Source organism: Tannerella forsythia 92A2 (assembly GCF_000238215.1).
In the GTDB taxonomy this organism is placed as follows: domain Bacteria; phylum Bacteroidota; class Bacteroidia; order Bacteroidales; family Tannerellaceae; genus Tannerella; species Tannerella forsythia.
In genome coordinates this window covers 2,468,175-2,490,315 of record NC_016610.1, presented here as the reverse complement: position 1 = coordinate 2,490,315, position 22,141 = coordinate 2,468,175, and the positions used below count along the sequence as shown (strand labels likewise).

20 protein-coding genes, 1 tRNA gene and 1 pseudogene are annotated in these 22,141 nt (G+C 46.9%); 8 read left to right on the top strand and 14 right to left on the bottom strand.

All coding sequences use genetic code 11. The features are described from left to right. Nucleotides 1-22: 22 nt before the first annotated feature. The 8 genes from BFO_RS10100 to asnA all read right to left on the bottom strand — a co-directional run bounded on the left by BFO_RS10100 (nt 23) and on the right by asnA (nt 10,628). Nucleotides 23-901 (bottom strand): carbon-nitrogen hydrolase, encoded by an 879-nt coding sequence (locus BFO_RS10100; protein ID WP_014225618.1) that lies wholly within the window; start codon nt 899-901, stop codon nt 23-25. Between the two features lie 5 nt (nt 902-906). After that, entirely contained in the window at nt 907-1,941 is a 1,035-nt protein-coding gene (locus tag BFO_RS10095; RefSeq protein WP_014225617.1) for an agmatine deiminase family protein, read from the bottom strand. Next, entirely contained in the window at nt 1,938-2,570 is a 633-nt protein-coding gene (locus tag BFO_RS10090; RefSeq protein WP_041591292.1) for an epoxyqueuosine reductase QueH, read from the bottom strand. The genes BFO_RS10095 and BFO_RS10090 overlap by 4 nt, the downstream gene beginning before the upstream one ends. A 197-nt stretch (nt 2,571-2,767) precedes the next feature. Continuing rightward, nucleotides 2,768-2,841, bottom strand: a tRNA-Arg gene (locus tag BFO_RS10085). Nucleotides 2,842-2,913: 72 nt separating this feature from the next. Next, nucleotides 2,914-5,217, bottom strand: a complete 2,304-nt coding sequence (locus BFO_RS10080; RefSeq protein WP_014225615.1) for a patatin-like phospholipase family protein — start codon at nt 5,215-5,217, stop codon at nt 2,914-2,916. Nucleotides 5,218-5,231: 14 nt separating this feature from the next. Then, nucleotides 5,232-7,160 (bottom strand): NAD(+) synthase, encoded by a 1,929-nt coding sequence (locus tag BFO_RS10075; protein WP_041591291.1) that lies wholly within the window; start codon nt 7,158-7,160, stop codon nt 5,232-5,234. 216 nt (nt 7,161-7,376) lie between these two features. Then, complete coding sequence (locus BFO_RS10070; RefSeq protein WP_014225613.1) at nt 7,377-9,572, bottom strand: glutamine synthetase III family protein; 2,196 nt, start codon at nt 9,570-9,572, stop codon at nt 7,377-7,379. Between the two features lie 21 nt (nt 9,573-9,593). Further along, nucleotides 9,594-10,628, bottom strand: a complete 1,035-nt coding sequence (asnA, locus tag BFO_RS10065) for an aspartate--ammonia ligase (RefSeq protein WP_014225612.1) — start codon at nt 10,626-10,628, stop codon at nt 9,594-9,596. A gap of 255 nt (nt 10,629-10,883) precedes the next feature. Here asnA and BFO_RS10060 point away from each other — a divergent pair, with 255 nt between their 5' ends. The 8 genes and pseudogenes from BFO_RS10060 to BFO_RS16765 all read left to right on the top strand — a co-directional run bounded on the left by BFO_RS10060 (nt 10,884) and on the right by BFO_RS16765 (nt 16,847). Further along, nucleotides 10,884-12,281 carry a S8 family peptidase gene (locus BFO_RS10060; RefSeq protein ID WP_231964091.1) on the top strand — a complete coding sequence of 466 codons (1,398 nt, stop codon included), beginning with the start codon at nt 10,884-10,886 and terminating at the stop codon, nt 12,279-12,281. Then, nucleotides 12,268-13,599: an exodeoxyribonuclease VII large subunit gene (xseA, locus tag BFO_RS10055; protein WP_014225609.1), complete on the top strand. Its 1,332-nt coding sequence runs from the start codon at nt 12,268-12,270 to the stop codon at nt 13,597-13,599. Before BFO_RS10060 ends, xseA begins: the two co-directional genes overlap by 14 nt. A gap of 15 nt (nt 13,600-13,614) precedes the next feature. Beyond that, a complete protein-coding gene (xseB, locus tag BFO_RS10050; RefSeq protein ID WP_014225608.1) occupies nt 13,615-13,818 on the top strand; it encodes an exodeoxyribonuclease VII small subunit in 204 nt (67 codons plus the stop codon). 10 nt (nt 13,819-13,828) lie between these two features. Then, on the top strand, nt 13,829-14,494 hold the full coding sequence (locus BFO_RS10045) for a 2-C-methyl-D-erythritol 4-phosphate cytidylyltransferase (RefSeq protein WP_014225607.1): 666 nt from the start codon (nt 13,829-13,831) through the stop codon (nt 14,492-14,494). Between the two features lie 363 nt (nt 14,495-14,857). Further along, nucleotides 14,858-15,436: a hypothetical protein gene (locus BFO_RS10040; RefSeq protein ID WP_014225605.1), complete on the top strand. Its 579-nt coding sequence runs from the start codon at nt 14,858-14,860 to the stop codon at nt 15,434-15,436. Nucleotides 15,437-15,683: 247 nt separating this feature from the next. Then, a pseudogene (locus tag BFO_RS16775) lies at nt 15,684-15,842 on the top strand (DUF4372 domain-containing protein); the annotation flags it as partial. A gap of 289 nt (nt 15,843-16,131) precedes the next feature. Beyond that, on the top strand, nt 16,132-16,479 hold the full coding sequence (locus BFO_RS16770) for a transposase (protein WP_244262906.1): 348 nt from the start codon (nt 16,132-16,134) through the stop codon (nt 16,477-16,479). 62 nt (nt 16,480-16,541) lie between these two features. Continuing rightward, nucleotides 16,542-16,847, top strand: a complete 306-nt coding sequence (locus tag BFO_RS16765; RefSeq protein ID WP_231964089.1) for a transposase — start codon at nt 16,542-16,544, stop codon at nt 16,845-16,847. Between the two features lie 248 nt (nt 16,848-17,095). Here BFO_RS16765 and BFO_RS10030 read toward each other — a convergent pair whose 3' ends face one another. The 6 genes from BFO_RS10030 to BFO_RS10000 form a co-directional block, all read right to left on the bottom strand. Then, nucleotides 17,096-19,048, bottom strand: coding sequence for a discoidin domain-containing protein (locus tag BFO_RS10030; protein WP_014225603.1), 1,953 nt, complete (start codon nt 19,046-19,048; stop codon nt 17,096-17,098). A gap of 8 nt (nt 19,049-19,056) precedes the next feature. After that, nucleotides 19,057-19,509, bottom strand: a complete 453-nt coding sequence (locus BFO_RS10025; protein WP_140230666.1) for a hypothetical protein — start codon at nt 19,507-19,509, stop codon at nt 19,057-19,059. Between the two features lie 113 nt (nt 19,510-19,622). Next, nucleotides 19,623-20,096 carry a stage II sporulation protein M gene (locus tag BFO_RS10020; protein WP_244262905.1) on the bottom strand — a complete coding sequence of 158 codons (474 nt, stop codon included), beginning with the start codon at nt 20,094-20,096 and terminating at the stop codon, nt 19,623-19,625. 405 nt (nt 20,097-20,501) lie between these two features. Next, nucleotides 20,502-21,152 carry a hypothetical protein gene (locus tag BFO_RS10010; RefSeq protein ID WP_014225600.1) on the bottom strand — a complete coding sequence of 217 codons (651 nt, stop codon included), beginning with the start codon at nt 21,150-21,152 and terminating at the stop codon, nt 20,502-20,504. 70 nt (nt 21,153-21,222) lie between these two features. Continuing rightward, complete coding sequence (locus tag BFO_RS10005) at nt 21,223-21,516, bottom strand: hypothetical protein (RefSeq protein ID WP_041590861.1); 294 nt, start codon at nt 21,514-21,516, stop codon at nt 21,223-21,225. A gap of 22 nt (nt 21,517-21,538) precedes the next feature. Further along, nucleotides 21,539-21,826 (bottom strand): hypothetical protein, encoded by a 288-nt coding sequence (locus BFO_RS10000; protein ID WP_041590860.1) that lies wholly within the window; start codon nt 21,824-21,826, stop codon nt 21,539-21,541. Nucleotides 21,827-22,141: the final 315 nt, after the last annotated feature.

Below are 22,141 nucleotides of genomic sequence, written 5' to 3'. Positions count from 1 at the left end.
TACATTCGGAGGGGCGTATTTGTCATTCGTCAATATAGCGGCATGTGAGCAGAGCAAAATCTTCGATCCGGCGGTCGCGCAAGAACGGCCACCAGCGGCGTACCTGCTCACTGCGTTTCAAGTCGACCTCAACCACACAAGTCGCTTCACTGCTGTTGGGAAGTTCATGAATCAGTTCGCCTTGCGGCCCGCAGACGAAGCTGTTTCCCCAGAAACGAATGCCATTGGTTTGTCCTGACGGATCCGCCTCGTGCCCCGTACGATTGACGGTGACAACAGGCAATCCGTTTGCAACGGCATGGCCTCGCTGCACGATGCGCCATGCATCAAGCTGTCGTTGCTGTTCATCGACCGTATCGTTACTTTCCCAACCGATAGCCGTCGGGTAAATCAGCAGTTCGGCGCCTTGAAGTGCCATCAGACGTGCCGCCTCCGGATACCACTGATCCCAGCAGACAAGCACACCGAGCCGCCCGATAGAGGTATGAACAGGAACAAACCCCATATCTCCGGGAGTAAAATAAAATTTTTCGTAATAAGCCGGATCATCGGGGATATGCATCTTTCGATACTTTCCGGCAATCGTTCCGTCTTTTTCGATAACGACAGCCGTATTATGATACAAGCCGGCCGCCCGTTTCTCGAAGAGCGAGAGTACAATTACAACGTGCTGTTCACGAGCTAACGCTCCAAAGTGTTCGGTCGAAGGGCCGGGAATCGTTTCGGCCAGATCGAAGAAGTCTGTATTTTCTGTCTGACAGAAGTAGAGGCTGTTATGCAACTCCTGCAACACGATCAGTTCCGCATCCTGCTGAGCACATTCGCGTATTTTTCGTGACAGGTTCGCGATATTTGTCTCTGTACAAACGGTATTTTGCTGTTGTATGATACCTATTTTCATTGCTTTTATATGGGGTTGTGAATTACCGACAGGGGGTACTGCATCGTCACGCAATGCAGCGATCCGTGTTGTTTGATGAGCGGCCGACAGTCAATACCTATGATTTCACGGTCGGGAAAAGCGATTTGCAACGTTTTCCGTGCAATTTCATCTTTTTCGCTTCGATAAAAAGGGACGAGCACGGCGCCGTTGATAATCAAAAAATTCGCATACGTAGCCGGTAGTCGTTTTCCTTCCTCAACGATGCGGTCAGCCATAGGAAGTGGAAGAAGACGGTAAGGTTTTCCGTCGACGGTACGGAACCCTTTCAGTTCTTCTTCCATCATTTGCAATTCTGTGAAATGTTCGTCCGTCTCATCGGTGCATTGCACATAAGCGATTGTCTCCGGATCACAGAAACGCGCCAACGTATCAATATGACTGTCCGTATCGTCGCCCGAAAGATAGCCGTTTTCGAGCCAAAGGACACGGTCGAGGCCAAAGATATCTTTCAAATGGATTTCAAGTTGTTCGCGGTTCAGATATTCATTCCGATTGAGTGATTCCAGGCATTCGGATGTTGTCAACAGCGTCCCTTTGCCATCGGACTCAAGGCTTCCTCCTTCGAGTACGAAAGGTTGCATGTTCACCACGCGAACCCCGTCGGCAAACGTTTCGGCAGCAGCAAGTGTGCGTGTAATCAGGTTATCATGATACGCCGCATATTTCATGCCCCAGCCGTTAAAGACGAAGTCGTAGACAACTGGTTGCCCTTCGATAAAGACAGTGATTCCTCCGTGATCGCGTGCCCATGTATCGTTCGTTTCCATCTCACGGAACATGATACGCCGTTCGTCGATCTCACCAAGTTGGCAGCATACTTCGGTAGCGTTCCGGCATACGATCAGCAGGTTTTCACGTTTCACGATCTCGCGGGCGATGGCAACGAAGCAAGGCGTTACCTCATGAAGGATCGGCGCCCAGTCGGTTCGCTCATGCGGCCAAGTCAATTGTACGGCACTTTGTGGCTCCCATTCGGCAGGAAAAACAGTTCGATTCATTGGTTACAATAAGATAGATTGTTTGCCCTACGACTTTCCTGATTCTTTCGCGCCGAGGAAAGGCTAAATTCACAGCCACAATACGTTTGGTTATAAAAATCATAGAACTTAATCAGGGCGTTTCGTCGTTCGCTTAGTCCGCCTTTGCGCCAATTCTGCGCCCAGAATATCAGATTCGGATATGCTGCGGCACTCGTTTGACCGGCTTCGGTAATTTGCCCAATATCCTTCCAGCGCGACGAGGCAAGTGTCGTCGTAAAGACTCCAAACCCATGTTCGTGTGCATATTTTGCCGTTGCTTGAAGGCGTACGACGAAACATTGACGACATCGTGCGCCGCGCTCCGGCTCGCGCTCCAGCCCCCGTATACGCAAAAGCCATGCCGCATGGTCATCATCAGCATCGACAAAGGGTACCCCCATCCGATCGGCATGGCGCATCAGTTCCTCTTTACGCTTCATATACTCTTCGTGTGGAAAAATATTCGGATTACAGAAAAACAAGGTCGGATGAAGCTTCTGTTCCGCCATCCATTCGATAATGGCACCCGAACACGGTGCGCAACATGCATGCAACAGCACCTTATCCGTTCCTTCGGGAATGAAAATGGCAGGATTCGATTGTTTCATTTTCGTCGGCAAAATGTCAAATGTTTTAATTAAGTTGGCAAAAATAGGGAAAAATAGGGGTATTTCCAAGCAAGGCAAGCATAAAAATCACGAAGTCGCGTCTATAGCTATAAAAGACAAGGTCCCATCTGTTTCCAGACGTTATGCCAACATAAAAAAGGAAAGGATAAATAAAGAGAGAAAGTAAACAAAAAGAGTGACCGCGACAGGATTCAAACCTGTAACCGGCTGATCCGTAGTCAGCTACTCTATTCAGTTGAGCTACGCGGCCAATTACTCTTTCAATATTATTTCGACGGCAAAGGTAAGGCTTTTTTTTAAACCGCCAAACAAAAAAATGATTTTATTCCAAAAATCTCGGATTAAAAATGAGAAATCCGATATTCAATCCCACATTAAAATCATTTTTCGGATAGCTGTATCCATTGGCAAACAGACTGACAGAGACAAAAGGCAGATTCAGAACCAGAGCCGCTTCGCCCATATACCGGAAGGTTTGGATCATCTTTCCGTAGCGAGGAATATCGGTATAAGGTTCCGGTATAAACTGCTCTTTTTCGATCGGATAAAGAGGCAGAAACCCGTATCCTTCGATACGCAGATGCAGCATTTCGTTGAAGGTAAAGACAGGTATGATACCGGCAGCAACGTACTGATTGGAACGAAAACCTTCGTTGAAGGTAATTTTACTGTGCGGCGTAGGAGCAAATGCCGGCGCCTGCAATATGGAAGCCGTATAGTTACTCATCAGATTCTTACTTGAAAGAAGCGCTTCTGCCATAACTCCGAACCGGAAACGACGACTTATCATGGAATAGTTTTCGAGTCGTCCTTTCACTTGAAGCCAGCTTTGCACGGGCTGTTTAGTGCGCTCTCCGCCCGAGGGGCGATAAGTCTCTTTCCCGGTCACGTATTGTGCTGTGAGAAAGTACTGCTTCCCTCCGGTGGGATATTGTTTTGCATTGAGCGAGTTACTCTCAATCCGTACGGAAGTGCGAAAAAGATCATACCAGCTTTTGTCGAACTTCGACTCGGCGAACGAAATGTCACTTCGCTGATAATAATCATCGCTCAATCGTCCGTATCCCAATCCGAATTCCGCTTTAGCTTTCGTCATAAAAGGAAGTCCAAGTTTAAGTTTGACAAATTTCTCGCGTTTTTTAATAAAGGCGGGAAGAAGGTCTTCATAGAACAACGACTGATTTTGCATGTATTTGCGGTACGAGAAAACGGCTTGAAGATGCAGATACATCGGAATGGAAGTTTGTAGATAAGCACGTCCGTTCAGGGAAACTCCACTGAATGAGTTTCCCATCTGCACATTTGCATTGAGGTCGACGGCCTGTTCGCCGAGACTCTGATAATCTAAGCCGAGAAACAGCTGGTTTGCCTGATGAGAAGAGATATTTCCACCAATACTGACGTTTAGTTCTTCTCCGATTTTAATATCGAGGTACAGATCGAAGTTCTGATTTTTACGGTTATATACGGCATGAGGAATGATTTCTTTGATTTTCGAATCCGAAAGCATCTTGAAATAAGCTTGTTTGAATTCCTCCATTGAGAATTCGCCGTTGATATCGCGATGCAGTTGTTCACGCACATAGCGACGCTGGGCTTCGGTCACACCCGTGATGTAAATATTTCCGAATTTGAGGGGGGGGAGACTTTCTTTATATGCCTTACGACGTGTGTTAAGTTCGCTTTGCGGCACTTCTCTAAGTACACGCTGTCTGATGGAGTCGATCATTTCGAGTGTACGTCGATAGCCGATGTCCATCAGCTCTTTCGCACGTTGAAAATCGAGCAGTGAGACATTCGGAAAGTTGAACTGTAACATCATGCCGTCTTCTTCGTCCACATGATAATCGGTGGCTTGCATGACCATCGTTTCGATCTGTTTCATCGGATCGGTCGATGGTTTGGCAGCTCCGGCCACAGATGATCCGAAAATAAAATCAGGGTCGAAATCCGACTTCATGACATCGACCGGGAAATTATCATAAATCCCTCCGTCGAAAAGGGGGACACCATCTTTCCAGACAGGTTTGAAGAAGAACGGAAACGTCATGGACGAACGCACGGCTTCGCACAAATCGCCATTCCGCCAGATGATGGCCTTTTTATTATACACATCGGAGCTGATGCAGCGAAACGGAACGAAGAGATGGTCGAAATTCCATCCCGACTTGGCCGTAGACTGTGCGTATAGAGCCATGAAAGCCTGATTCATTTGGATGGGATTGATGATACTTTGCGGAAGGAGATTGGTACGGATCTGCATGGAATCGGAGAAATCGATGGAGAAGTGCATGAAATCCGGTGTATCGTCAGGTTTCTTAAAGTAGTAGACATACTCGTCTTCGACAGTTCCTTTCTGCCAGTAGCCGAACTCGTCCGAGAGCATCAATTCCAGCATCTCGTCGGCCGTATAGCCCATAGCATAGAGGCTACCCACAATCGCCCCGATGGAGGTTCCCGCCACATAATCGATCGGGATGTTATTTTCTTCGAGCGCTTTGATCACCCCCAGATGGGCAGCACCTTTCGCTCCGCCACCACTCAAAACAAGTCCTACGGTCTGCGCCTTGAGTTCGGGCAGGCAAAATGTCATCCACAAAAGGCAAAGTATTTTCAGACGTTTCATCATTCTATTATACTCTACAGATTTTCGACTTCTTCGAGCCAGAGCACTGCTGAGGCATCACTGGGCATGCGCCAGTCGCCACGAGGCGAAAGGCTGACGGTACCCACTTTCGGGCCGTCGGGCATGCAGTTTCGTTTAAACTGCTGTGTGAAGAAACGGCGCACGAAGATTTGCAGCCACCGCTTGATTTCTTCGGGCGCATAGTTTTTCCCGAAAGCCTGGCGGGCTAAAAAAAATATCTTGGCCGGCGATGCGCCGAAGCGTATCAAGTGATAGATGAAGAAGTCGTGTAATTCATAGGGTCCGATAAGGTCTTCCGTCTTCTGGTGATTCGTATCGTCGGTACCCGCCAATAAGAGTTCGGGGCTAACGGGCGTATCGGCAATGTCAAGAAGCGTTTCGCGGGTAACCTCCCCTGCACGATGAGTGGCGATCCACTTGACCAGAGAGTGTACGAGCGTTTTAGGGATGCCGGCGTTAAGGGCATACATCGACATGTGATCGCCGTTATACGTTGTCCAGCCGAGTGCAAGTTCGGACAAATCGCCGGTACCGATAACAAGTCCGTTCTTGAGGTTGGCCAGATCCATCAGGATTTGTGTGCGCTCACGCGCCTGCACGTTCTCGTAGGTCACATCCTGTGTCACGCCGTCATGACCGATGTCTTTGAAGTGCTGTTGACAAGCGGCCTTGATTGATATCTCGTGCAGCGTGATGCCCAATGCTTCCATCAGGGCGACGGCGTTGCGGTAGGTCCGCCCGGTCGTACCGAAGCCCGGCATGGTGACGCCGTGAATCTGTTTGCGCGGCAGATTGAGGGCGTCGAAGGTCATCACCGTGGCCATCAGCGCCAGCGTGGAGTCCAACCCGCCGGATACGCCGATGACGGCATGCTTGATCTGCGTGTGCACTAGCCTCTTGGCCAACGCATTCGTTTGGATGCGGAATATTTCGTTGCAACGTTCGTCATATTCGGCACCGGTCGAGGGAACGAACGGATGCGGATCGATGAAACGTGTCAGGGCAGTTTCTTTTCTTTCGGGCAAGCGTAAGGGAACGCACAGCGGTTCACTGCAGCGTAATACGGAAGCGCCTTTTGAAAAGTTCGTCTTCACGAGCCGATCGTGACACAGCGCTGCAACATCAATCTCGCTGATGAGCAGTTTCTCGTTCAGCGAGAAACGATCCGACTCGCCCAGCATCGTCCCGTTCTCGGCGATAAAAGCCTTTCCGGCATAGACAAGGTCGGTCGTCGACTCGCCGAACCCCGCCGAGGCATACACATAGCCCGCCGCGCAGCGTGCCGACTGTTGCCGGATCAACATCTTCAAATCATCGTTCTTTCCCGTCTGTTCACTGCCAGCCGATAGATTGAGGATAATGTTCGCTCCCTGCAAGGCCATCACCGAGCTGGGCGGGACAGGCATCCAGAGGTCTTCGCCGATCTCGATCCCTACGGCTGCGGAGCCGGAGGTAAAGAGCAAGCGCGGCGCCATCGGGCAGGTCGTCGCGCCAATGCGAGCGGTTCGCGTCGTTACGTCTTCACCCGAGGTGAACCACCGCGTCTCCTGAAACTCCCCGCAGTCGGGCAAATATGTTTTCGGTACAGCTCCGAGGATTTCGCCGCGATGAAAAACGACAGCCGCATTAAGCAAGCGGTTCTCAACCGCCAGCGGCATCCCCACAACACATACGACATCAACGGCTTTCGTACGCTGCACGAGTTCCAGCAGCGCCTGTTCGGCTTCGCGCAACAGGCATTCCTGCATAAACAAATCCATGCATGTATATCCGGTCACAGACAGTTCAGGGAACACGATCCACTGTATGCCCTGCTCTTCCGCCCGGCGAATCATCTGTTCGATCTGCACTGTATTGTAATGGCAGTCGGCCACCCGTACCGGCGGCACACCGGCCGCTACTTTCACATATCCGTATTTCATCATCGTATCGTTTTTTTTGGCAAAATTAGCAAAATTCCGAACACTTTGAGGGTATATAAAACACAATGTTTGAGACCACCCTTTTTAGGTGTGTCAGAATAGGTGAAATGCAAGGCGCTAAGGATGCGAACGAGGGAGCATACTAACGTATGTGACCGAGCTTGCATTCCGCAAGCAACGAAGCAGTTCGCCCGTTATGACACACCGCCGTCGGGCTTACCGGATAAAGAGCAACTCGCGGTATTTCGGCAACGACCACATCTCGTCGTCTACAATCAGTTCCAGCTTGTCGGCATGGTAACGAATCACGTCGAAATATGGCCACACCTTATCGTGGTATGCGACCGCTTTCGCATATTCGTCGGTGATCCTGTTTGCTACCTTACGCGCCTCAATCATCGCATCCACATTACACTTAATGGCGCTTACATGCCCGGCAATTTCTTCGATCAGCGCAGCATCCATCGACGCAAGCTCTTTCGCCCGCTTAGGAGGATAAACGGCCTTGATTTTGTACACATTGTCGAGCAGCAGCGACTGGTAACGCGTAGCAATCGGGATGACATGGTTGACGGCCAAATCGCCCAGCACACGTGCCTCGATCTGAATCTTTTTCGTGTATATCTCCCATTTCACCTCGTTGCGTGCCTCAAGTTCTTTACGACTCATCACCCCCGTCAAGGCAAACATCTCCACACTCTCGCGACTTGTGTACATGCGGAAGATTTCGGGCACACTCGTTTCGCAGTTCAGTCCTCGCTTCTTGGCTTCTTGCCGCCACTCCTCGCTGTATCCGTTGCCCTCAAAGCGGATTGGTTTTGAGATGCGGATATACTCTTTGAGCACTTCAAAGATAGCCCGTTCCTTCGTTTCGCCCTGTGCGATCTTCGTATCGACCGACGCCTTGAACTCCATCAGTTGCGCTGCCACCGCGGCATTGAGCGCCGTCATGGCCGACGAGCAGTTAGCCGACGATCCGACAGCGCGAAACTCAAAGCGGTTACCCGTAAAAGCAAAGGGCGATGTACGGTTACGGTCGGTATTATCAAGCAGCACCTCCGGGATATGGGCTATGCCGAGCCGCAGCTTTTTCTTTTTATCGAGGATGATCACCTTTTCCGTCGTACTTTGCTCCATCTTATTGAGGATATCGTTCATGTGGGTGCCGAGGAAGGCGGAGATGATGGCCGGCGGCGCTTCGTGTGCTCCCAGACGGTGCACGTTCGTAGCCGAGCTGATGGATGCCTTGAGCAAGCCGTTGTGTTTATAAACAGCCATCAGCGTATTGACGAGAAAAGTGATAAAGCGCAGATTCTCTTCCGGCGTCTTGCCCGGGGTAAGCAGCCCCACGCCTGTGTCCGTACCGATCGACCAGTTGCAGTGCTTGCCGGAGCCGTTCACGCCGGCAAACGGTTTTTCATGCAGCAACACGCGAAAGCCGTGACGACGGGCTACCTTTTTCATCAGCAACATGATCAACTGGTTCTGATCGATGGAAAGGTTCGTTTCGCTGTAGATCGGTGCCAGTTCAAACTGGTTCGGAGCAACCTCGTTGTGGCGCGTTTTGAGCGGGATGCCGTATTTGCAGGCCTCAAATTCGAGGTCTTTCATATATGCCGTGACACGCGTCGGGATTGAACCGAAATAGTGATCTTCGAGTTGCTGGTTCTTGGCCGACTCATGCCCGAGCAGTGTCCGCCCGGTCATCAACAAGTCGGGGCGTGTAGCGTAAAACCCTTCGTCCACAAGAAAATACTCCTGCTCCCATCCCAGATAAGACGACACTTTTTTCACGTTCGGGTCGAAATAATGACACACGTCTGTCGCAGCCTTGTTGATGGCATTGACGGCTTTCAACAGCGGAGCTTTCAGGTCGAGCGCTTCACCGGTATAAGAGATGAAAATGGTGGGGATGCACAACGTGTCGTCCATGACAAATGCCGGCGACGAAGGGTCCCAAGCCGTATATCCGCGCGCCTCGAACGTGCTGCGGATGCCTCCGCTCGGAAAGCTCGACGCGTCCGGCTCCTGCTGCGCCAGCAATTTGCCGGAAAATTCTTCGGTAATGCTTTCGCCCGGCCCATCTACGTAATCGATGAACGAGTCGTGCTTCTGCGCCGTCCCATCGGTCAACGGCTGAAACCAGTGCGTGTAGTGCGTGGCGCCCAGCTCCATCGCCCACATCTTCATGCCTGCGGCTACGTGGTCGGCAATGCCGCGGTCTAACGTCTGTCCTTTTTCCACAGCATCCTTGATGACGCTGATCGTGTCTTTCGACAGATATTTTTTCATGACGGAATACGTAAAAACATATTTTCCGTAAAACCCGGACATCGGCCCTTCGGGCGCCTGAACGTCCAGCGCTTTCTTCCTGAAAGCCTCTTCTACTGCTTTAAATCGTAACGTACTCATAACGATTACCGGGATTCGTTTTTATTTCAAAATGATATGATTTGCTCTACATTGTTCGATCATCTCGTCTGACCATAACGACGCCTGCACCTCGCCGATATGCGCGCAGCGGAGGAAATACATGCACAAGCGCGACTGCCCGATGCCTCCCCCTATCGATAGCGGAATCTCACCGTTCAGCAACGCCCTGTGAAACGCCAGCGACCGGCGTTCCATGCAATTTTCGAGTTTGAGCTGACGAAGCATCGCTTCCCTGTCGACACGAATCCCCATCGACGATATTTCGAGCGGTGCGTCGAGGACCGGGTTCCACAGGATAATGTCGCCGTTCAGTCCCCGATGCCCGTCAACCGTCGGGGTCGACCAGTCGTCGTAATCCGGAGCGCGGCCGTCATGTTTCTCGCCGTTCGAGAGGGTTGCCCCGATTCCGATGATGAAAATCGCACCGTATTTCTTCGCCGCCTCATACTCCCGGTCTTTAGGCGACATGTCCGGACAGGCAGCCAGCAACTCTTCGGCATGCAGATACGTGATCTTCTCCGGCAGAAACGGGGTAATATGCGGAAAAGAACGGTACGTCTTTTCTTCCACCGTCTTGAGAACGCCATAAATTTGATCGACGATCATACGCAGAAAATCGAGATGACGGTCTTCGGCACGGATCGTACGCTCCCAGTCCCACTGATCAACGTAGATCGAATGAATATTGTCCAGTTCCTCATCGGCGCGGATCGCGTTCATATCAGTATAAAGCCCTTCGCCGGGCGGGATATTGTAAAAGCCGAGCTTCATCCGTTTCCATTTAGCCAGCGAGTGCACCACTTCGGCGCGACGGTCGTTCATATCTTTAATGGGAAACGATACGGCACGCTCCACCCCGTTCAGGTCGTCATTCATCCCGGTGCCTGAAAAAACGAAGAGCGGAGCGGTTACCCGCCGCAGTTTCAATGTGGCCGCCAGTTCTTCCTGAAAAACCCGTTTCAACATTTTGATAGCCTCTTCCATATCCTCCGAAGCCAAAGTCGGCCGATAATCGGCCGGAATGTACAGTTTCATCTTACTATTGCTTTGTTTTGTAATTTTTTATCCGGGAGACTTTATGTCGTTCTCATCCCCGTGTAACAACGATCAAAAAACGCTAACGCCCGACAAAAGTAGTATTCCTTCCGGAAATACGGCAAGCCAAAAGTACGTTTTTTTGAAAAGATACTCCCCTACTCCGACATCAATGTTAAAATAACAAAAGGCAAGAAGGATCAAATGGGAGTGCATACCGTTTTATATTACTTTTGTGCGAAAATACAAAACGAGGTGAAGACAAGCAAACGATGGAAATATCTCGGCATGCTGACAGGACTGTATTTGTGCACGTGCATGCCGGAAAGTCTCTCGGCCGCAGACGGCAAAAGCTACTGCTTTCGGGTGTATTTGAAAGATAAGGGAGTAAAAGCTCCGGGCCGGACGGATGCGAGGCTTTACCTTTCGGCCGAGTCGGTCGAAAGGCGAACAAAGCGCGGGGTTGAGCTGTCGGTTTCCGACATCCCGATTTCACCCGGGTATATTCGCACGGTCGGCGCTACGGGCGGACAAATAATTACGCAAAGTAAATGGATGAACACCGTCGTGATCGAACATACCGACAGCCTGATTGCCGACCGGCTGAAAGCCTTGCCGATCGTCGATTCCGTCCGGTGCGTATGGCACGGCCGGAACCGGTTGCAGCAAGTCGATTGTCCGGACGATACAGGCGTATTCGAATCGTACGACACGGTATCACAGGCATATTACGGACATGCCACGACACAGATCGAGATACTGAACGGAGTGCGGCTGCACGAGGCCGGTCGACAAGGGAAGGGGATGCGCATTGCCGTTATCGATGCCGGCTTCCTGCACGTAGACAAGATTGCAGCGTTTACTTCGACCGATATTATCGGAACACGCAACATGTCTTTTCCCGGGAACAGCGTCTTTTGCGAAGATGATCACGGAACGAAAGTCTTATCGTGTATGGCAGCCAACCTGCCCGGCGTGATGGTCGGCACAGCGCCCGACGCGTCTTATCTGCTCATCAAAAGCGAAGATACAAGAGGCGAGTATCCGATCGAAGAAGATTTCTATGCAGCGGCGCTGGAATATGCCGACAGTGTCGGGGTTGATCTCGTCACCTGCTCGCTGGGCTATTTCCAGTTCGATACGGAACCGGTTTATACTCATGCTGATTTGGACGGAAAGACAGCGTTTATCACACGCGTAGCCGAAGAAGCGGCAAGAAAAGGCATGCTGATTATTTGCAGCGCAGGGAACGAGGGGAAAAACGAATGGCAGAAGATCACCTTCCCGGCCGATGCGCCCAACATACTCACCGTAGGCGCCGTAACCACCGAAAAAACGAAGAGCGCTTTCAGCTCTACCGGATTGACGGCCGACTATCGGGTGAAACCCGATGTGGTTGCACTGGGTACGAACGTCTGCGTGATCAACGCGGCCGGCCGGCTTCAATGGGTCGACGGCACGTCTTTTTCCACCCCCACACTGGCAGGGCTTTGCGCATGCCTCTGGCAGTCGCTCTCGTGGCTGAAAAATAAAGAACTGATTAACTTGATCCGGCAAACGGCTTCCCGATCGAAACATCCGGACGCGGAACTGGGATATGGCGTGCCGGACATGTATAAAGCATACAGAAAGGAGATGAATGAACTCCTTTAACGACATCCGAAGCGAACGGCCGGACGCCCTGTCGCTGACGCAGCTGAACCGGTTGGTGAAAACTGCTCTCGACGAGGCACTGCCCGGTACGTATTGGGTACGTGCCGAAACGAGTGAGGTGCGTGTCAATGCAACCTCCGGACACTGCTATCTCGAATTTGTGGAAAAAGACGAGACAACAGGACAACTCGTCGCCAAGTCGCGCGGCACGATCTGGGCGCGTAATTTCGCGGTATTGAGAACGTATTTCGAGCAGGAAACGGGACAAACCTTCATCTCCGGCCTGAAAGTATTAGTCAATGTCTCCGTCGAATACCATGAGCTGTACGGGCTCTCGCTGACCGTTCACGATATCGATCCGTCCTATACGCTTGGCGACATGGCCCGGAAGCGTATGGAGGTGATCCGCCGTTTACAGGAAGAAGGCGTATTCGACCTGAATAAGGAACTTACATTAGCCATACTGCCCCAACGCATCGCAGTTATCTCCTCACCGACGGCAGCCGGCTACGAAGACTTCGTCAATCAGCTAATCCATAACGACTACGGCTTTCCATTCTACGTCAAACTTTTCCCGGCACTGATGCAGGGTGAGAAAACGGAGGAAAGCGTAATCGCCGCATTAGACCGGATTTACGCTCATCGCGAACTGTTCGATGTTGTCGTACTGATTCGCGGCGGAGGCTCGGCAGCCGATTTAAGCAGCTTCGACTCATATACGCTGGCCGCCAACTGTGCGCAATTCCCCTTGCCGATCATTACCGGTATCGGGCACGAACGCGACGATTCGGTCGTCGATAACGTAGCGCATACGCGTATGAAAACGCCGACGGCCGTGGCCGCGTTTCTGATCAACCGCATGGCAGAGCAGCTTGCCCTGCTCGACGAGCTGCGGAGAACCGTCTGCGAAGCGACACGCAACCAGCTGACAGTAAAGAAAACGACATGGCAGATATTGGCCACACGTTTTCCGGTGTTCGTCACCGGACATCTTGAGCGTCATCGAACAAGCTTACACACGCTGGCCGCCCGTCTGTCGTCCGTGCCACAACTCCTTGAGAAGCATACGGAACAGCTCGAACACGCTCCCATGCATATCCAGAAAGCGGTCAGTGCGATGCTGACCCGCCACACCCATGAGCTTGCACTCAGCGAACAGCATATCAAGCTGGCATCGCCGGATCATATCCTGAAGCGAGGCTATACGTTGACGCTTAAGGATGGAAAAATTGTCAAACATGCGGCCGACTTATCAGCAGGCGACGAAATATCCGTCCGGTTTACCGACGGCGAACGAAAAGGAAAAATTTTAACATAAACAGATAGAACAACCATGGCAGAAAAAAAGGAGTCATACAATAAGGCGATTGAGAAACTTCGGGGCATCATTCACGATATCGAAAGCGGTGAACTGGATGTAGACGTGCTTTCGGAAAAAGTGAAAGAAGCCAGCCGGCTGATTAAGCTGTGCAGAGAAAAACTCTTCAAAGCCGACGAAGAGGTGAAGAAGATTCTCGATACGTTGGATCAGGTATAATATATAATACATGAGACGCACGGTCATTCTTGTGGCAGGCGGCAAAGGCTTGCGTATGGGCGGCGAGCTGCCGAAGCAGTTCATTCCGCTGCACGGTCGCCCGGTTCTGATGCACACCATGGAAGTTTTTTTTCGTTGGGATGCAAAGGCCGAACAGATCCTCGTCCTGCCCGAAGAACATCAAGCTTATTGGCAGATGCTCTGCCGTGAATTAAATTGCACGATACCGCACCGTGTAGTGCATGGAGGAGAGACACGTTTCCACTCGGTGCGTAACGGGTTGCAAAGTACCGATGGTGACAGGCTGATTGCCGTGCACGACGGCGTACGTCCTTTCGTTTCACAAGCCGTGATCAATGCGTGCTTCACCGTAGCCGGGCAGTTCGGATCTGCTGTCCCTGTCCTTCCCATGATCGACTCCGTGCGCGAAGTCGACGGGACGAAAAACCGTCCGTTCGACCGGGAACGATTGCGCATCGTGCAGACACCACAAGTCTTTCGAGCCGACTGGTTGCGCCATGCCTACGAACAACCTTACCAACCGCAATTTACCGACGACGCGTCACTCGTCGAGACTGCAGGATATCCCATTTATTTAGTCGATGGTAACCGCAGAAACATCAAAATCACTACGCCCGTCGATTTGCAATGGGCCCAAATATTTGCAAAAGGATAACAGAGATGCTCAGATTAATGTTATCTGTCCGCTTCTTCTGCTTGTTATAGCAGTATTCCATTGGGTACTTGTAAAAGTGACCGCCAACTCTCTTGATGTCTGTTCTTGGCTCTTTAAACTTCTGAACCCATTCCGGTAAAGACAAAAGCAACTTAATCCGGCGGATTAAAAGTAGACAAAAAATTGAACATATTAAATCGTCGACTTTTCTTGTAACATACGGGGATTTGCAGTCCCAAAAAACTTTTTTCAAAACTATCTCATCACTCGGATTGTTTCATAGAAAACACGGAATCCGTTGGGCACGTGCAGCGGAGGATGTGAAAAACAAAATGAGTTATTAACACTAAAAACCGAAAGAACATGAAGAAAACATGGTTTGTGATGCTGCTGATGATGACAGCGGGAATGGGAATGGCGCAGGAAGCCAAGTATGAAATCAAGTCGGGCATCGTTAAAAAAGTGTCGACTGTGATGGGGCAGAAAGTCGAAAGTACATTGTATTTCGATGACTATGGGAAGATGGAAGCGGTGGAAACGACCGTTAACGCCGCCGGTACGGAGAAGCATATGCGTACGCTTGATGAGGGTAATTCGATTGCCAGTATCGATTTGGACGCAAAGACCGTTCAACGGATAGAGAAGCCTGACAAACTGAATAACTTTTTGACTCTGACGGACGAGCAAAAAGAAAAATATAAATATCAGGAGTTGGGTGAAGAAGACTTCTTGGATCGTCCATGCAAAAAAATTTCATTGGAACTGACAGAGATGGGGCAGACATTTCTGAGTACGTTGTGGCTCTGGAAAGGCATTCCGTTAAAGACGGAGGCGCAGGTCGGCGGAATGACCGTAATCGAGGAAGCAATTGACATTCAGGAAAATACAGAGATTCCGGCCGAGAAATTTACGATCCCCGAAGGGTTTACTCTTTCTGAGTGAGAAAATCTGCATTTTCATGAAAAGAGGGTGTATCAAAAATCATTCTTTATGGTACATCCTCTTCTTCTTTTTATATCTCTTTACCTTTGCTTCATGCGGCTATTTTATATGGTTCTCTTCATTGCTGTCCCGTTAAAACGGGTCAAACGTTCTTTGAAATGATTGGAAATTAGTTTTTTTACGAGTGATTTTAAAGTGAAACGGATTTGATTTCGCAAATTTACCATCTGTAAGATTTGGATGACGCATGTACGTTTCAAAGTATGTTTTCTCTCAACTCACTTCTTTTCTGAACAGAAGCCTGTTCAACGACTTTGTTCGCAAGTACAAGGGGGGCCATTATGTCAAGCACTTCACCTGCTGGAACCAGCTGCTTGTCATGATATTTGGCCAACTCAGTAACCGTGAAAGCCTGCGCGACCTGATTGTCGCACTGGAAGCCCATCAACCGAAGTGCTACCACATGAGCACGGGCTACAAGCCTGTCACCAAGACGACACTGGCAAGGGTCAATCAAGACAGGGACTATCGGATTTTCGAAGACTTCGCCTTCTACATGATGGCCCAGGCCCGGAGCAAATGTGTGGTGGATATCTTCAATCTGAACGGGAACGTCTATGCGTTCGACTTTACAACGATACCGCTGTGCCTGGCGGTCTTCTGGTGGGCTAAGTTCCGAAAAAGGAAAGGCGGGCGTGAAGGTTCATTTCCTTTACGATTTGGAAACTTTCGTGCCGGCGTTCTTCCACATCACGAAGGCCTCGGTTCACGATTCCAAGGTGATGTGCGAGATTCCCTACGAGTCAGGTTCGTATTATGTGTTCGACCGTGGCTACAACGCCTTCAAGGAACTCTTCAAGATTCACAAGAGGGATTCCTTCTTCATCGTGAGGGCCAAGAAAAACCTCCGGTACAAGTGCGTCAGATGGCGGCGACTTCCGGAAAACGTGCTCACTGATTCAGAGATTATCCTGACGGAGGAGACTTCCTTTGAGAAGTACCCCGAAGAACTCAGGTTTGTCAGATACCATGATGACGAGTAGGACCGCGACTTCGCCTTCCTTACCAACGTCTTCCACCTGACAGCTCTTGAGGTCGCCTTGGCTTGTACAAAAACAAATGGCAGATCGAACTCTTCCACAAGTGGATGAAGCAGCATCTCAAAATCAGGAAGTTCTGGGGTACGACAGAGAATGCGGCTCGCATCCAGATAAACGTGGCCATCATAACTTACTGTTTGGTGGCGATTGTACAGCATGACATGAAGTTAGAACGCTCAACCTACGAGGTGTTGCAGATCCTCAGCATCTCATTGACGGACAAGCCCCCTCTCCAAGGCCTCTTCAGCAAGACTGATTCCAATGATGTCAAAGAACAGATTGACCCCCTTATTCCGGGGCTATTTGATTAATAGTTAACCGTCCCAATTTTTACGGGACACTAATGATCTGATACAATGAATCAATGAACCGTTTACCCCTCCGCCGGAAACCGAAAATCAGCTCTTTCAACAGGAGGGGGGGATACCCCTAAAATCAAAAAAAGCTCGTATAGGAGCCGATCTGCTTCCAGACTACGGACTCGTCTACCCTGAGGAAAAACTTTTAGGACACTATTGCATATATCCGCCTCTTTTGTTTTGAAAAATTTCAACCTTCATTACCACCAAATCTGTTTACCATGTTCATAAGTAAAGGGGCGTTCTTCTTTGCCTCGCGTATGGTTATGAAGAAGAAAGAGCGCATTTGATGGTGCATTATCGTATACTAATTCAAAACCGTTCGCGATACATTTACCTAAGGAACACCATTCATTATCCCAATAAAACAGTTCATATTCGTCTCCGGGAATAACGTCATTATTATCCGTACGGGGAGAATATAGAATACGAGTAATTCGTTCGGGATGCCCAAAATCCAATCCGACGAAAGCTCCATTCTCATTATTCGTATGAAAATACGTGTCTATGTTTCCATCGAAAGCACGATTCACATCTTGCCCACCACCATGTGTCGATGAAGAGAAAGGAATGCCATGTAATTTTCTTGTATCCGAATAAAAAGCTATATCTCCAACATTTGCCCACGAATGTTCCGGAGCAACATAACGAACATAGCGATAAGACCTTGGCATGTTAATACATGTATCCTTAACTGGTTGATCGGGTATATATTTAATATCGCATAATAGTATTTTCGGTGAAAAATCGGAACAGTTCGATGCCTCAAATCGTCCTCCTAACATCATACGCTCATATTGAATAATATGTCCATATTTAGGATACTTTCGATTGATATGAATCGTTTGTTTTTTTTTCAGTTCTGCTTTCAAAATTGTCTGCAATCCGTTCTCCCGCAAGATCAATGGAGGTGCTAACGGTGTTATCCGATTGTTTTGTATACCCACCGGAAGATATACAATGCCATCTCCCGAATTTCTGTATGAACGCATCTGTTCTTTTCTGAAATCACCTCTACCGACAGTGTTAAAAATCAAAACATCTCCTGATAAATAACTTTTTGCTACGGGTATCCACATAGAATTGTCGAATGTGCAGAGGTATCCTTCGCTTTCTTTCTTGTTTGTTTTTATACGTATATCTGAAATTGCCATGTCTTTATACTCCGAAGTGACGTCTTTCCAATCCGGATGATAAAAAAACGAAAACGCTGTATTGTTTTTTCCTACATTTATATATTGTTGATCGGCAAAAGATAAGCGATAGATTTTGGAAATTTTATATGCAAATTCGTTAGAGGCATCATGGCCGAAACCCATATCGACCGTATGACCTTTACGATCTATGACGATATTCCATTTATGTCCTCCACTACGATTAGCCCAAACAGGTGTGAAGTCGATTGCCGACGGTATCCCAATGGCACGCAATACAGCAGTCAGGCAATATGCCATCTGATCACAATCTCCCCAGTGAAGATTTAAAAGAGAATCGAGTGTTAGCGGATAAGGAAATTTGGACATTCCTGCATTATACCATATCATATTACTTTTTACCACTCTTTTGGCTATATCATAACCCCCTGTTACGGAATCCAATAAATGTCCAAAACGTTCATAAGCTGTTTTACGCCAATGATTCAATGGTTCGTGCTCAAGACGATAAGGGAGCACATATTCACAAAACGCCTCAAAAGCATAAGCATCCGATCCATTAAATTTTTCCCAGGCAGTAAATGCCAAGTCGATATTTTCAATCAGAAAATCCGCAGTTATGACGTTGATATCCCGAATGATTGTCATTTGAGGCTTTTTTATCGACCTTATCGAATCTAAATACGCGCCGATTTTAGATATGGATGGCTCCCAAGCTTGTTCTTCATGTATCATTTTAAGTTCGGGAAAAGAACGAATATAGATATCCGAAGTATCAGTGGGAACAATGGCATATTCATCGGCCATATTTGCTATCAGAAAACATGCGGCTCTGAATTTCAACGAGTCGCCTCTGTAATATTCCAATACACGTTCCAACTCAGAACGGTTATTGCCTGCCATACGTAAAACTTTTGCCGTATCGTCTGGAATATCATCAGAAATATGGTAGCAAGAAGATAAAAAAATTATGGGAATGAAAATGACAAGATATTTCATGTATCTTTCTATATCAGTTTGAAAAGTTCTGTTACTCCCCATATTGTACATATCGGAACGGCTACGGATAGCATCGCATATGGATATTTCAGTCTGTATAAATGATGGATTATCCAAGAAACAATTAAGTAATACGGAATAAATGAATAGTTTACCATATTGACGATAAATTGAAACCTGTTATTTTGTTTAAGTATTTGGACAATATCATCCGTATCTGGAACTTCCACATTTTCCAACATCAAGATAGCGATAAATACAACTATTGCCGGAATAACATAAGGATAAGATGCCGCGATAAGGAATCTTCCGAAAATCGCTTTTCCATTAAAAAGCAAAGCTGTCAAATGAAATAACAAGCATAAGACAATCCAAACAACAATACCGGAAAGAATTGTCATAACAAAATTCAATTGCATAAATGTTTTTAATATGCTTGTAATCTCTATACCACGTGTCATAAACAACTTATTGATCGAAGATATATATTCCGACACAAGAATACTATATACCAGAACTACAATAGTTCCGTATAATTTAGGAATTTGGATAAGTCTTTCAAAAAAATGGTCCATCAGAGCATCGTTACGGAAATATAAGCTTCTACAAAAGCAGCAATCAGAATAATTATGAATACAACAGTTAACCACAAAACCAACCATTTACAAAATTTCACACTAAAAATATCTTGATTTCTCATAAACAAAATCAACTCCCAAGCAATACTTAAACCAATAGCACCGGATAGCCAAAAGCCTATTAGCTCAAAACTGTGGGGCAGTGTTGTTTTTAAAATATTATGCAGTCCGAAACCTGAATCGTATACATTTTTAAATATATCAGCAGAAGCAAATCCGTTTATAAATAAATTTATGATTGTTCCAAGACCTAAAAAAACACCACCGGCAATGTTTATAGCACACCCCAAAATATTGTTTTTAAAAATCAAAAGAAATGCTTCAAAATGGTTGTCCTGATCCAATGACTCCGTTATTTCAGATATGACCGAATCATATTGAGCGGCATCCGAAGATTCTATTATCGGCATTTCTATAAAGAAAATCCTGCCTATGAAAGGAAGCAGCCATATTAGAAAAGATATCATTATAGCTATAAAAAAAGATTTGCCTTTCATATCTCCAATAAAAGATGTTTAATTGGTCTTCTTCTTTTGGTATCTATACCAACAATATATAACCGTGAAACAAACAAGTGCTATTATTCCGACACCAGCAGCAGAAATGAGACCACCTTTATGTGTTCCGTATGGAATAAAATCGAAGAGCTTCCCTAAATAGAAAAACAATGATGTAATAAGCGATACGGTTATTGCTATGACAACACTGATAATAAAATGTTTATTTTCCTTCATAAATATTTTATGCATTTTAAAAGGATGTATCATTCAACAGTTAGTACGTTTTCTAACACTAACTACATGGAAACATACAGCTTATCTCCTAAATATTTTATAAAAGCTATAGAAGCCAATCATAGCACATAGTAATAATCCCACAACACCTACTATGATAATAATATAGTTGTGTGGAAATACTCTTACTGTCATTAAGGCAAGGAGAGAGAGAATAAATCCTATACCACTAAAACAGAGATTCATTTTATGATTTTTTTTCGAACTGTCAAATGGGAGTAATATATTATCCTTTTGTTCAAGTATGCCCTTTTCTTTCAGTTTCCAAATAAGTCTGTTTTTGTCAGTTTCGCAAGAAGGGAAATCACAAATTTTAACTCTATAACGTTTCCCATCAGAATACTCTATTATTAAAGTACGCTTCTTATTATTAAGATAAGATCTTGTTATGCTGTCTTTGGCAATAAAAACATTACGATGACGCTCATAATATATACCTGACATAAAAAGACATAATATAGATACGATGCTTAAAATCATACCTAAAGTAACAGGCACTTTTATCAAAAATAAAAGTAAAGTATATAAAGGTACAAATAAGAATGCCCAACTCATAGATGAAAAAAAACAATCATACAATATCTTTAGAATGGGCTTTCTTCTCATACCTTTAAATTCATACCGATCTTCGAATATATATATTATATCATAGATTAAGACTATTTTGTCCATAGTGTAATTTTAATCTTTGAAAAACACATAAAGTTGCATTTTTATATGCAACTTTATGCAATTGTATAGTTTACAAAACCAATGCGGCTCCCCCAATAGCCCAGCCGACAGGATTTGAACCTATTGCCCAAGCAGCTCCAGTAGCCAAACCACCAGCATTAACTAATGCTCCACCTCCGGCACTACAAATGGCTCCTCCAATATCACTCCATGTTCCAGATTCACTAGTGACTCCATGATATATGGCAGCGGCTCCTATTTGATTTACTGAGACATCTTGAATCTGTTTATTTTTCAGTGCACTTCCTCCAGCTATTGCAAGAATTATACTGAATAACAATATTATCTTCTTCATATTATTCATATCTATAATTTTATAATTGCAGTTAAGATGCAACAACACCTCCCCAAGCTAAACCAGCAACTAAACCAACACCACCAGTAGCAATACCAGCCATTACAATACCTGCTGCAGCGCCACTAAAGCACCCTCCCAAAGCTTTTCCGACCACTTGACCGGCAGTACCTTCTGAATTATTTCCGCAATAGTAGCTAATAGCAGCCCATTGCTGCGTAGAAACATCATTGGTTTTGCTATTAATACCACCCATCATTCCCAGTGACATAACCATAGCCACCAGCATTCCAAAAATCGCTTTTTTATTTGTTTTCATTACGTCTTAAATTTAAATTGTCTTTTTTTTTAAATCAATTACTTACTAAATACATTCGTCGAAAATTCGACAAACACTAAGATTTACTCAAATAAGTTTTCTGAGTTTTGACAAATTCGACTGTGTAAAAACACTTTATAAAATTTGTCAGGCGCATCATCTTTGCTCCGGTTATACACCGAATAAAATCTCTTTTTTGTCATACCGTCCCCATAGGCACATTCTTTTTTTTAAGTTCTACATAATCATCACTTCAAATCCATATCAGGAAGATCCATGTTTTATATTGATTGCAAAAATAAGAAGTAAAAATTG

Bases quoted from the DNA above. Each gene is read 5' to 3' on its own strand.
- BFO_RS10100 (WP_014225618.1), bottom strand. From the start codon at position 901: ATGAAAATAGGTATCATACAACAGCAAAATACCGTTTGTACAGAGACA.
- BFO_RS10095 (WP_014225617.1), bottom strand. From the start codon at position 1,941: ATGAATCGAACTGTTTTTCCTGCCGAATGGGAGCCACAAAGTGCCGTA.
- BFO_RS10090 (WP_041591292.1), bottom strand. From the start codon at position 2,570: ATGAAACAATCGAATCCTGCCATTTTCATTCCCGAAGGAACGGATAAG.
- BFO_RS10080 (WP_014225615.1), bottom strand. From the start codon at position 5,217: ATGAAACGTCTGAAAATACTTTGCCTTTTGTGGATGACATTTTGCCTG.
- BFO_RS10075 (WP_041591291.1), bottom strand. From the start codon at position 7,160: ATGAAATACGGATATGTGAAAGTAGCGGCCGGTGTGCCGCCGGTACGG.
- BFO_RS10070 (WP_014225613.1), bottom strand. From the start codon at position 9,572: ATGAGTACGTTACGATTTAAAGCAGTAGAAGAGGCTTTCAGGAAGAAA.
- asnA (WP_014225612.1), bottom strand. From the start codon at position 10,628: ATGAAACTGTACATTCCGGCCGATTATCGGCCGACTTTGGCTTCGGAG.
- xseA (WP_014225609.1), top strand. From the start codon at position 12,268: ATGAACTCCTTTAACGACATCCGAAGCGAACGGCCGGACGCCCTGTCG.
- xseB (WP_014225608.1), top strand. From the start codon at position 13,615: ATGGCAGAAAAAAAGGAGTCATACAATAAGGCGATTGAGAAACTTCGG.
- BFO_RS10045 (WP_014225607.1), top strand. From the start codon at position 13,829: ATGAGACGCACGGTCATTCTTGTGGCAGGCGGCAAAGGCTTGCGTATG.
- BFO_RS10040 (WP_014225605.1), top strand. From the start codon at position 14,858: ATGAAGAAAACATGGTTTGTGATGCTGCTGATGATGACAGCGGGAATG.
- BFO_RS10030 (WP_014225603.1), bottom strand. From the start codon at position 19,048: ATGAAATATCTTGTCATTTTCATTCCCATAATTTTTTTATCTTCTTGC.
- BFO_RS10025 (WP_140230666.1), bottom strand. From the start codon at position 19,509: ATGACACGTGGTATAGAGATTACAAGCATATTAAAAACATTTATGCAA.
- BFO_RS10020 (WP_244262905.1), bottom strand. From the start codon at position 20,096: ATGCCGATAATAGAATCTTCGGATGCCGCTCAATATGATTCGGTCATA.
- BFO_RS10010 (WP_014225600.1), bottom strand. From the start codon at position 21,152: ATGGACAAAATAGTCTTAATCTATGATATAATATATATATTCGAAGAT.
- BFO_RS10005 (WP_041590861.1), bottom strand. From the start codon at position 21,516: ATGAATAATATGAAGAAGATAATATTGTTATTCAGTATAATTCTTGCA.
- BFO_RS10000 (WP_041590860.1), bottom strand. From the start codon at position 21,826: ATGAAAACAAATAAAAAAGCGATTTTTGGAATGCTGGTGGCTATGGTT.